The sequence below is a fragment of the Isoptericola sp. NPDC060257 genome, assembly GCF_042726645.1.
GTDB classification, from domain to species: domain Bacteria; phylum Actinomycetota; class Actinomycetes; order Actinomycetales; family Cellulomonadaceae; genus Isoptericola; species Isoptericola nanjingensis.
In genome coordinates, this window is record NZ_JBHXAW010000179.1 from 1 (window position 1) to 9,387 (window position 9,387).

Annotated in this window: 8 protein-coding genes; 2 read left to right on the forward strand and 6 right to left on the reverse strand. The window is 74.1% G+C overall.

The features are described 5' to 3' along the window. Window positions 1-76 precede the first annotated feature (76 nt). Window positions 77-1,828, reverse strand: coding sequence for a malate synthase A (gene aceB / locus ACFWEK_RS14495; protein ID WP_430554497.1), 1,752 nt, complete (start codon window positions 1,826-1,828; stop codon window positions 77-79). Between the two features lie 67 nt (window positions 1,829-1,895). Continuing rightward, entirely contained in the window at window positions 1,896-3,209 is a 1,314-nt protein-coding gene (aceA, locus tag ACFWEK_RS14500; RefSeq protein ID WP_430554498.1) for an isocitrate lyase, read from the reverse strand. Window positions 3,210-3,359: 150 nt separating this feature from the next. Here aceA and ACFWEK_RS14505 point away from each other — a divergent pair, with 150 nt between their 5' ends. After that, entirely contained in the window at window positions 3,360-4,871 is a 1,512-nt protein-coding gene (locus ACFWEK_RS14505; protein ID WP_430554499.1) for a helix-turn-helix domain-containing protein, read from the forward strand. A 76-nt stretch (window positions 4,872-4,947) separates the two neighbouring features. Here ACFWEK_RS14505 and ACFWEK_RS14510 read toward each other — a convergent pair whose 3' ends face one another. Further along, on the reverse strand, window positions 4,948-5,625 hold the full coding sequence (locus tag ACFWEK_RS14510; protein ID WP_430554500.1) for a helix-turn-helix domain-containing protein: 678 nt from the start codon (window positions 5,623-5,625) through the stop codon (window positions 4,948-4,950). Window positions 5,626-5,756: 131 nt separating this feature from the next. Here ACFWEK_RS14510 and ACFWEK_RS14515 point away from each other — a divergent pair, with 131 nt between their 5' ends. Next, window positions 5,757-7,145 carry an MFS transporter gene (locus ACFWEK_RS14515; protein WP_430554501.1) on the forward strand — a complete coding sequence of 463 codons (1,389 nt, stop codon included), beginning with the start codon at window positions 5,757-5,759 and terminating at the stop codon, window positions 7,143-7,145. 12 nt (window positions 7,146-7,157) lie between these two features. On the opposite strand, the gene ACFWEK_RS14520 is transcribed toward ACFWEK_RS14515, so the two are convergent. From ACFWEK_RS14520 to ACFWEK_RS14530, 3 genes are all read right to left on the reverse strand, one after another. Next, entirely contained in the window at window positions 7,158-7,823 is a 666-nt protein-coding gene (locus tag ACFWEK_RS14520; protein ID WP_430554502.1) for a 3-oxoacid CoA-transferase subunit B, read from the reverse strand. A gap of 3 nt (window positions 7,824-7,826) precedes the next feature. Further along, a complete protein-coding gene (locus ACFWEK_RS14525) occupies window positions 7,827-8,645 on the reverse strand; it encodes a CoA transferase subunit A (RefSeq protein ID WP_430554503.1) in 819 nt (272 codons plus the stop codon). Then, window positions 8,642-9,387, reverse strand: a 746-nt coding sequence (locus ACFWEK_RS14530) for a 3-hydroxybutyrate dehydrogenase (RefSeq protein ID WP_430554504.1), incomplete at its 5' end; no start/stop codon positions are given. The genes ACFWEK_RS14525 and ACFWEK_RS14530, both read right to left, overlap by 4 nt.

Consider the following 9,387-nt stretch of genomic DNA (forward strand, 5'->3'; position numbering starts at 1 on the left):
GGTTGACACCGTGATCGGGCCCGATGGGCTGCGACAACGGTGTCAACCGCCTGTTCGGCGACCGACCGGAGGGCGGTCAGCCCGCGAGGTAGCGGGCGTAGGCGCCGGTGGTGAGGAACGGCGGGAACTCCTCGCCAAGAGCCACCTCGCGGAACAGCGCCGCGGCGTCCTCGAACCGGTCGCCGGCGGACCGCGGGAGGCCGCGCAGGACGTCGCGCAGCACGGCCTCGCAGCGCACGCGGGTGATGGGCAGGCCGTCCTCCGTCGTCGTGCCGGACGCGACCCACTGCCACACCTGCGACCGGGAGATCTCAGCCGTGGCCGCGTCCTCCATGAGGTGGTCGATCGCCGCCGCGCCGGTGCCGCGCAGCCACGACTCGATGTAGCGCAGCCCCACGGACACGTTCGTCCGGAGCCCGGCCGCCGTGACGGTGGCGCCCCCGCGCCGCGCCGAGGCGACGTCGAGCAGCTCGGCCTGGCCCACCTCGACGTCGTCGCGCAGGCGGTCGACCTGGTTCTCGCACTCGCCGAGCACCTCGTCGAACGCGCCGCGCGCCACCTCGACCAGGTCGGGGTGGGCCACCCAGGTGCCGTCGAAGCCGTCGTGGGCCTCGCGCGTCTTGTCGGCCCACACCTGCTCGACGGCGCGCTCGGTCACCTCGGGGGAGCGGCGGTCGGGGATGAAGGCGCTCATGCCGCCGATGGCGTGCGCCCCGCGCTTGTGGCACGTGGCGACGAGCAGCTCGGTGTACGCCCGCATGAACGGCGCGGTCATCGTGACCTGCCCGCGGTCGGGCAGCACGTACGACGACCCCCGCTTCCGGAAGCACTTGATCACGCTGAACAGGTAGTCCCAGCGGCCGGCGTTGAGGCCGGCGCAGTGGTCGCGCAGCTCGTAGAGGATCTCCTCCATCTCGAACGCGGCGGGCAGCGTCTCGATGAGCACCGTCGCGCGGATCGTGCCCTTCGGGATGCCGAGCGCGTCCTGGGCCGCCTCGAACACCTCGTTCCACAGCCGCGCCTCGCGGTACCCCTCCAGCTTCGGCAGGTAGAAGTACGGTCCGCGCCCGCGGGAGACCAGCTCGTGGGCGTTGTGGAACAGGTACAGGCCGAAGTCGACCAGCGAGCCCGACGCCGGCTGCGTCGACCCGTCGGGGCCGGTGTACGCCAGGTGCGACTCGAACAGGTGCCACCCGCGGGGCCGGAACACGATGGTCGGCAGCTCGGTGAGGTCCGTCGACCGGAGCGCGTACTCCTTGCCCGCCGGGTTGGTGAACGTCAGCGTGCCGCGGATCGCGTCGTGCAGGGCGAGCTGCCCCTCCACGACGTTGCGCCACGTCGGGGACTGCGCGTCCTCGGCGTCGGCCAGCCAGCACCGGGCGCCGGAGTTGAGCGCGTTGATCGTCATCTTCGGGTCCGTCGGGCCCGTGATCTCCACGCGGCGGTCGCTCAGCCCCGGCGCGCCGGCCGCGCCCGCCACCCGCCAGGACGGGTCGTCGCGCACGGGCCGGGTGGCGGGGTGGAAGTCCGGGTCCTCGCCGTCCGCGACGCTCCGCATCCGCCGCTGCCGCTCCAGCAGCAGCGCGGTGCGGTCGTCGGCGAACCGGTCGTGCAGCATCGCCAGGAACGCCAGCGCCTCCGGGGTGAGGATCTCCTCGTCGCGCGCCTCCAGCGGGGCGGTGACGGTGAGGTGCCCCTCCGCGAGCGACGTCCCGCCCCAGACGAACGGGTCGGTCGCCGTGTCGGCGAGCGGCGTGCCGACGGCGGGCGCGACGGCCGGCACGGGAGCGGTGCGCGGGGCGGTGGTCGGGGACGTGAGCGTGGTCATGGCGTGCCTCCGGTCTGTCGGGGCTGGTCGGGCGGAACGGGTGGGGAGGGTCAGAGCTGCGGGGCTCTCAGAACTGCGCGGCCTCGGTGGAGCCCGCGAGCGCGAGGGTGGCGGCGTCGGGGTTGAGCGCCGTCGACACGCGGTCGAAGTAGCCGGTGCCGACCTCGCGCTGGTGCTTGGTCGCGGTGTAGCCGCGCTCCTCGGCGGCGAACTCGGCCTCCTGCAGCCGCACGTAGGCGGACATCTGCTCGCGGGCGTAGCCGTGGGCGAGGTCGAACATCGAGTAGTTGAGGGCGTGGAAGCCGGCCAGCGTGATGAACTGGAAGCGGAATCCCATGGCGCCCAGCTCGCGCTGGAACTTCGCGATGGTGTCGTCGTCCAGGTGCTTCTTCCAGTTGAACGACGGCGAGCAGTTGTACGCCAGCATCTGGTCCGGGAAGTCGGCCTTGACGGCCTCGGCGAACTTCCGCGCGAGCTCGAGGTCGGGGGTGCCGGTCTCCATCCAGATGAGGTCGGCGTACGGGGCGTAGGCCTTGGCCCGCGCGATGCAGGGCTCGACGCCGTTGCGGACCTCGTAGAAGCCCTCGCCCGTGCGCCCGCCGGTGAGGAACGGACGGTCGCGCTCGTCGACGTCGGACGTGAGCAGCGTGGCCGCCTCGGCGTCCGTACGGGCGATGACGACGCTCGGCACGTCGGAGACGTCGGCCGCGAGGCGCGCCGCGTTGAGCGTGCGCACGTGCTGCTGGGTCGGGATGAGCACCTTGCCGCCCAGGTGGCCGCACTTCTTCTCGCTGGCGAGCTGGTCCTCCCAGTGCACGCCCGCGGCGCCCGACGCGATCATCGACCGCATCAGCTCGTACGCGTTGAGCGGGCCGCCGAACCCGGCCTCGGCGTCCGCGACGATCGGGGCGAGCCAGTCGCGGGTCGGCGCTCCGTTCTCGGAGACGTCGATCTGGTCGGCGCGCAGCAGCGCGTTGTTGATGCGGCGCACGACGGCGGGCACGGAGTTCGCCGGGTAGAGGGACTGGTCGGGGTAGGTCTGGCCCGCGAGGTTCGCGTCGCCGGCCACCTGCCAGCCCGAGAGGTAGATGGCCTGGAGCCCGGCCTTCACCTGCTGCACGGCCTGGTTGCCGGTCAGCGCGCCGAGCGCGTTGATGAAGTCCTCCTCGTGCAGCTGGCGCCACAGGCGCTCCGCGCCCCGGCGGGCCAGGGTGAACTCCTCGCCGACCGACCCGCGCAGCGCGACGACGTCCTCCGCGGTGTAGTCACGGCTGATGCCGTCCCAGCGAGGGTCGGTGGCCCACTGCTCGGCGAGCTGGGTGGCCGTCTGGGCCTGGTCGCCGGCGCGGGTGGTGCTGCGGGAGTCGAGGATGGCGGTCATGTCGAGCCTCTTTCGTGTGTCTCGGTCGTCGGTGGCGGTGCCGATGACCACGACCCTCGCGCGCCGCGCCACCCCGCGGCCAGGAATTCTGAGGAGAAATTCCGGGGTTCTTCTCCTGGACGGAAGGTGTGGCACGTGTCACCCTCGAGCATGGCCATCTCGACCGATTCCGCGCCCGGTACCCGGGACGACGCCACGCTGCCGCACGGCATCCCCATCGGCCAGGAGGCGGACGCGCTGACGATCGGCCGCCGCATCCGGCACCTGCGCACCCGCCGCGGCATGACTCTGGAACAGCTCGGAGACGCCATCGGACGTGCGCCGTCGCAGGTCTCCATGCTCGAGAACGGCAAGCGCGAGCCCACGATCGCGCGCCTGCAGGCGGTGGCCCGCGCCCTCGGCGCGAGCGTCGAGGACCTGCTCTCCGCCCAGGCGCCGTCGCACCGCGACGCGCTCGAGATCGAGCTGGAGCGCGTGCAAAGGGGGTCGCTCTTCTCCGCGCTGGGGGTGCGCCCCGTGAAGGTCGGCAAGTCCCTCCCGACCGACGCGCTCGAGGCGATCGTCGGGCTGCAGCGCGAGCTGGAGCGGCTCCACTCCGAGCGTGCGCTGACGCCCGAGGAGGCGCGTCGCGCCAACACCGAGCTGCGCGCGGACATGCGCGCGCAGGACAACTACTTCCCCGACCTGGAGATCGTCGCGCGCGGTCTGCTCGACGACGTCGGGCACGGCCGCGGGCCGCTGCCGCAGCGCGCGGTGGGAGAGCTGGCCGCGCACCTCGGCTTCTCGATCCACTACGAGCCGGACCTGCCGCAGTCCACGCGCGCCGTCATCGACCAGCTGCACCGCCGCGTCTACCTGCCCAGCAACGGGATCCGCGGCCGCTCCGAGGCGCGCTCGGCGGTGCTGCAGGCCCTCGCCTCCCACGTCCTGGAGCACGCCGAGCCGCGCGACTACCGCGAGTTCCTGCGCCAGCGGGTCGAGGCCAACTACCTGTGCGCGGCGCTGCTGGTGCCCGAGCGCGAGGCGGTCAAGCAGCTGCGCGAGGCCAAGGAGCGGCGGTCGATCTCGCTGGAGGACCTGCGCGACGCGTTCGCCGTCTCCTACGAGACGGTGGCCCACCGCTTCACGAACCTGGCGACCCGGCACCTGGGCATCCCGGTGCACTTCATGAAGGTTCACGAGTCGGGGGCGATCCACAAGGCGTACGAGAACGACGGCGTGCGGTTCCCCGCCGACCCGCTGGGCACCGTGGAGGGGCAGCACGTGTGCCGCCACTGGACCGCCCGCGTGGTGTTCGGCATCGCCGACCGGCTCAGCCCGTACTACCAGTACACGGACACCCCGACGGGTACCTACTGGTGCACGTCCCGCGTGCAGGACACGCCCGACGGGCGGTTCTCCGTGAGCGTCGGCGTGCCGTACGCGCAGGTCAAGTGGTTCCTGGGCCGGGAGACGACGGCGCGCAGCACGTCGCGCTGCCCCGACGAGAGCTGCTGCCGGAGGCCGGCCGAGCCGCTCGCCCGCCGCTGGGTCGGGCACGCGTTCCCGAGCGCCCGCCCGCACGCGTCCATGCTCGCGGCGATGCCGTCCGGCGCGTTCCCGGGCGTCGACACCACCGAGGTCTACGAGTTCCTGGAGCGGCACGCGCCGCTCGCCGACTGACGCCGAGCAGGCGGTTGCGCACGTTCTCAGCGGTCATTCGGTGCCTCACCGCCTGCTCGGCGGGAGGGGGGACTGCTCAGTCGTGCCAGGCGCCGACCCAGTCGTCCCAGCGAGGGCCGTCGCCCAGGCCGCCGCCGTCGCCGGCCCGGGAGCGCAGGCCGGCCAGGACGAGCCGGAGGTAGCGCAGGTGCAGGGCGTCCGCCTCGGCGCGGGGGAAGGGGAGCGTCGGGCGCAGGTGCAGCAGCAGCTGCATGACGTCGGCGGTGGTGAAGCCGGCAGGGAGCAGGTCCGCGGCGCGGTCGTAGGCGACCAGGCGCTCGAGCCCTACGCGCAGGTCGCGCGTCGCGGCGGCGAGGTCGTCGGGGAGCGGCCCGCCGTGTCCCGGGGGTCGTAGCAACGGTCCGGTGGCCTCGGTGATCTGCCGCGCGAGGAAGGTGCCGACCGCGCCGTCGTCGGGCACGGGTCCGGACCCGAACCGGTCGGCGACCTCGGCCGCCAGGCGTGCCGCCTCGCGCACGGCCTGCACGTGCAGCGCCTCGACGAGCGCCTCCTTGGTCGGGTAGCGGCGGTACACCGAACCCACACCGACGCCGGCGTGCCGGGCGACGTCGGCCATCGACGCGCCGTGGCCCTGCGCCGCGAAGACCTCGCGCGCGGCGGCGAGCACGGCGGTGTCGTTGGCGCGCGCCTCCCGCTTCCGGCCGGGCAGCGGAGGGTCGGCGCGCTCGTCGGACGGCTCGGCGGGGGAGGGCATGGGCACACGGTAGCCCGCGGCTCGATGCTAGGGTGAATCGGAACGAGCATTCCGTTCCGTTTGATGTGCCGTCCCCCTCGGCCCCGCGCGACGAGGCGCAGCCACCCTCACCACAGAGAGCGAGCCCACCCGTGCCTCCGACCGACAGCACCGCCGTCCGCAGCCCCGGGCGCGTGATCTTCGCGCTGAGCGCCGCCGTGCTGGCGTTCTCGCTGATGCAGACGCTCGTCGTGCCCGCCCTGCCGACGCTGGGCCGGGAGCTCGGCGCCACCGCCCAGGGGACCGGCTGGATCCTCACGGCGTTCCTGCTCGCCGGGGCGGTCTTCGCGCCCGTCGTCGGCAACCTCGGCGACCGGTTCGGCCACCGACGCGTGCTGCTCGGCACCATCGTCGTGTTCGCGGCGGCGACGCTCCTGGCAGCCGCCGCACCGACGCTCGGCGTGCTGCTCGTGGCCCGCGTGGTGCAGGGCGTGAGCACCGCGACGTTCCCGCTCGCCCTGGCGATCGTGCGGTCCGCGCTGGCGGGCCCGCGGCTCGCGGCCGCGTTCGGCTGGATCCCCGGCATGATCGGCCTCGGTGCGGGCGCGGCGCTCGTGGTGGGCGGCCTGGTCGTCGACGCCCTGGGCTGGCGCTGGCTGTTCGTCCTCGGCGCCGTGCTGATCCTCGGCTCGGGCGCGCTGGTCGCCGCGTGGGTGCCGCGCGGCGGCGCGCCCGCCGTGCAGCGCCGGACGGACTGGCCCGGCGTCGCGCTCCTCGCGGTCGGCCTCGTGGGCGTGCTGCTCGCCGTCTCGCAGGGCGGCTCGTGGGGCTGGGCCTCGGCCCGGACGGTCGTCGTCGGCGTGGCCGGCCTCGCGCTCCTCGCCGTGCTCGTCCTCGTCGAGCGGCGCACCGACGCGCCCGTGGTCGACGTGCGCACCTTCCGCCACGGGCCGATCGTGCTCGTCAGCCTGCTGACGGTGGCCGTGGGCTTCGTGCCCTACGTCTGCTACGTCGCCCTGCCGCTGCTCATGCAGGCGCCCGCCGGCACCGGGTACGGCCACGGGATGACCGTGACCGTCTCCGGCCTGGCGATGCTCCCCAGCGCCGTCCTCGTCTTCCTCGGCGGGCGCGCGACACCGGCGCCCGTGCGCCGGGTCGGCCCGGGCGGCACGGGGGCCGTCGCGGCGGCCGTGATGCTCCTCGGCGCGGTGGGGCTCGCGTTGTGGCCGGCGACGCCGTGGGCGGTCGTGGTGGCCTTCTCCGTGCTCGGCCTCGGCAACGGGATCGGGTACGCGATCTGCGCCCAGCTCGTCGTCTCCTGGTCGCCACCCACCGAGACCGGCGCGGCGACCGGGCTGAACAGCGTGGTGCGGACCGTCGGCTCGGCGGCGGCGGCGCCCGTCGTCACCGCCCTCCTCGCGGCCGGCACGGCCGACCCCGCCGGCGCCTACTCCGCCGCGTTCTGGGTCGCGGCGGCGGCAAGCGTCGTCGGCGTGCTGGTCGCCCTCGTGCTGGTGGCGCGCTCCCGACGGGCCGCCTGAGGTCACCCGGCGTCACGCGATGGCCCTGTCGGCGCCCCGGCGGTCGAGGTCGACGACGACGGGCGCGCCGGTGGCCGCGACCACGTCGTCGACGGCGACGCCCGGTGCCAGCTCGCGGAGCACGAAGCCGTCGGGCGCGACGTCGAGCACCGCGAGATCGGTGATGACGCGGTGCACCACGCCCCGCCCCGTGAGGGGGAGCGTGCACTCCGGCAGCAGCTTGGGGGACCCGTCCCTGGCGGTGTGCTCCATGAGCACGATCACGCGCCGCGCGCCGTGCACCAGGTCCATCGCGCCGCCGGGCCCCTTGACCATCTTGCCGGGGATCATCCAGTTGGCGAGGTCGCCGGCGGCGCTGACCTGCATGCCGCCGAGGACCGCCGCGTCGATCTTGCCCCCGCGGATCATGCCGAAGCTGGTCGCCGAGTCGAACACGGAGGCGCCGGGCAGCAACGTGACCGTCTCCTTGCCGGCGTTGATCAGGTCGGGGTCCACATCGGCGTCGAAGGGATAGGGGCCGACGCCGAGCAGGCCGTTCTCGGACTGGAGCACGAGGTGACGGCCGGCGGGCACGTGGTTCGGCACGAGCGTCGGCAGCCCGATGCCCAGGTTCACGTACCAGCCGTCGGCCAGCTCCGCCGCGGCGCGCGCGGCCATCTCGTCGCGGGTGAGCGGCACGGGTCAGCCCTCCTTCGTCGTCGTGGTCGTCGTCGGCGTCGGGGTGGCGGCCGTCGGCGTCGTGGTGCGCTTCTCGATCCGCTTCTCGCCCCCGGGCACGTGCACCACGCGGTGCACGAAGACGCCGGGCAGGTGCACGTCGTCCGGGTCGATCTCGCCGGGCTCGACGAGCTCCTCGACCTGGGCGACGCACACGCGGCCCGCCATCGCCGCCAGCGGCGAGAAGTTCCGGGCGGAGCGGTGGAAGACGAGGTTGCCGTGCCGGTCGCCCCGCGCGGCGTGCACGAGGGCGTAGTCGGTCGTGATCGCCTCCTCGAGCACGAAGTCGGCGCTCGTGCCGTCCGCGGCCGTGAAGGCGCGGACCTCCTTGCGCGGCGAGGCGACGGCGACGCCGCCGGCGCCGGCGTACCGCTGCGGCAGGCCGCCGTCGGCCACCTGCGTGCCGACGCCGGTGCGCGTCCAGAACGCCGCGATCCCGGAACCGCCCGCGCGCAGCTGCTCCGCGAGCGTGCCCTGCGGCGTGAGGACCAGCTCGAGCTCCCCGGCCAGGAACTGCCGCTCGAACTCCTTGTTCTCGCCCACGTACGAGCTGGTCATCCGGCGGATGCGCCCGGCGCCCAGCAGCAGGCCCAGGCCCCAGTCGTCGACGCCGCAGTTGTTGCTCACCACGGACAGGCCCGTGGTGCCGCGGGCGAGGAGCGCCTCGATCAGCGCGACCGGGTTGCCGGACAGGCCGAAGCCGCCGACGGCGAGCGAGGCGCCGTCGGGGACGTCGGCGACGGCCTCGGCCGCCGTCGCGACGGTCTTGTCTAGACCGGTCATCGTGCGCTCCATCCGCCGTCGATCGTCCACGAGGCGCCGGTGACCATCGAGGCGTCCGGCCCGGTGAGCCAGCCGACCAGCGACGCGACCTCCGAGGGCTCGACGAGCCGCTTCACCGCGTGCTCGGCGAGCATCACCTCGGTCAGGACGTCCGCCTCGGGGATGCCGTGCACGCCGGCCTGGTCGGTGACCTGCTTCTCGACGAGCGGCGTGCGCACGTAGCCCGGGTTCACGCAGACGCTGGTGACCCCGTGCGGCCCGCCCTCGAGCGCGACCGTCTTGGACAGCCCTTCGAGCCCGTGCTTCGCGGACACGTACGCCGACTTGAACGGCGACGCGACGAGCCCGTGCACGGACGAGACGTTGACGACCCGCCCCCAGCCGCGGGCGTACATGTGGGGCAGCGCCGCCCGCACCAGCAGGAACGGCGCCTCGAGCATGAGGCGGTGGACGAGCCGGAAGTCGTCGGGCGCGAAGTCCTCGACCGGGCTGACCCGTTGGACGCCGGCGTTGTTCACCAGGACGTCGACGTCGAGGCGCAGGTCGTCGAGGGCACGGGTGTCGGCGAGGTCCACGACCCACGCCTCGCCGCCGAGCTCGTCGGCGAGACGCTTCGCGCCGTCGGGCTCCACGTCCGCGACGACCACGTGGGCGCCGCGCGAGGCCAGCTCCCGCGCGCAGGCCGCGCCGATGCCGGACGCGCCGCCGGTGACCAGGGCCCGGCGCCCGGCGAGCGTGGGCC

Excerpts from the sequence above, each read along its gene's own strand:
- aceB (WP_430554497.1), bottom strand. The coding sequence starts at position 1,828 with ATGACCACGCTCACGTCCCCGACCACCGCCCCGCGCACCGCTCCCGTG.
- aceA (WP_430554498.1), bottom strand. The coding sequence starts at position 3,209 with ATGACCGCCATCCTCGACTCCCGCAGCACCACCCGCGCCGGCGACCAG.
- ACFWEK_RS14505 (WP_430554499.1), top strand. The coding sequence starts at position 3,360 with ATGGCCATCTCGACCGATTCCGCGCCCGGTACCCGGGACGACGCCACG.
- ACFWEK_RS14510 (WP_430554500.1), bottom strand. The coding sequence starts at position 5,625 with ATGCCCTCCCCCGCCGAGCCGTCCGACGAGCGCGCCGACCCTCCGCTG.
- ACFWEK_RS14525 (WP_430554503.1), bottom strand. The coding sequence starts at position 8,645 with ATGACCGGTCTAGACAAGACCGTCGCGACGGCGGCCGAGGCCGTCGCC.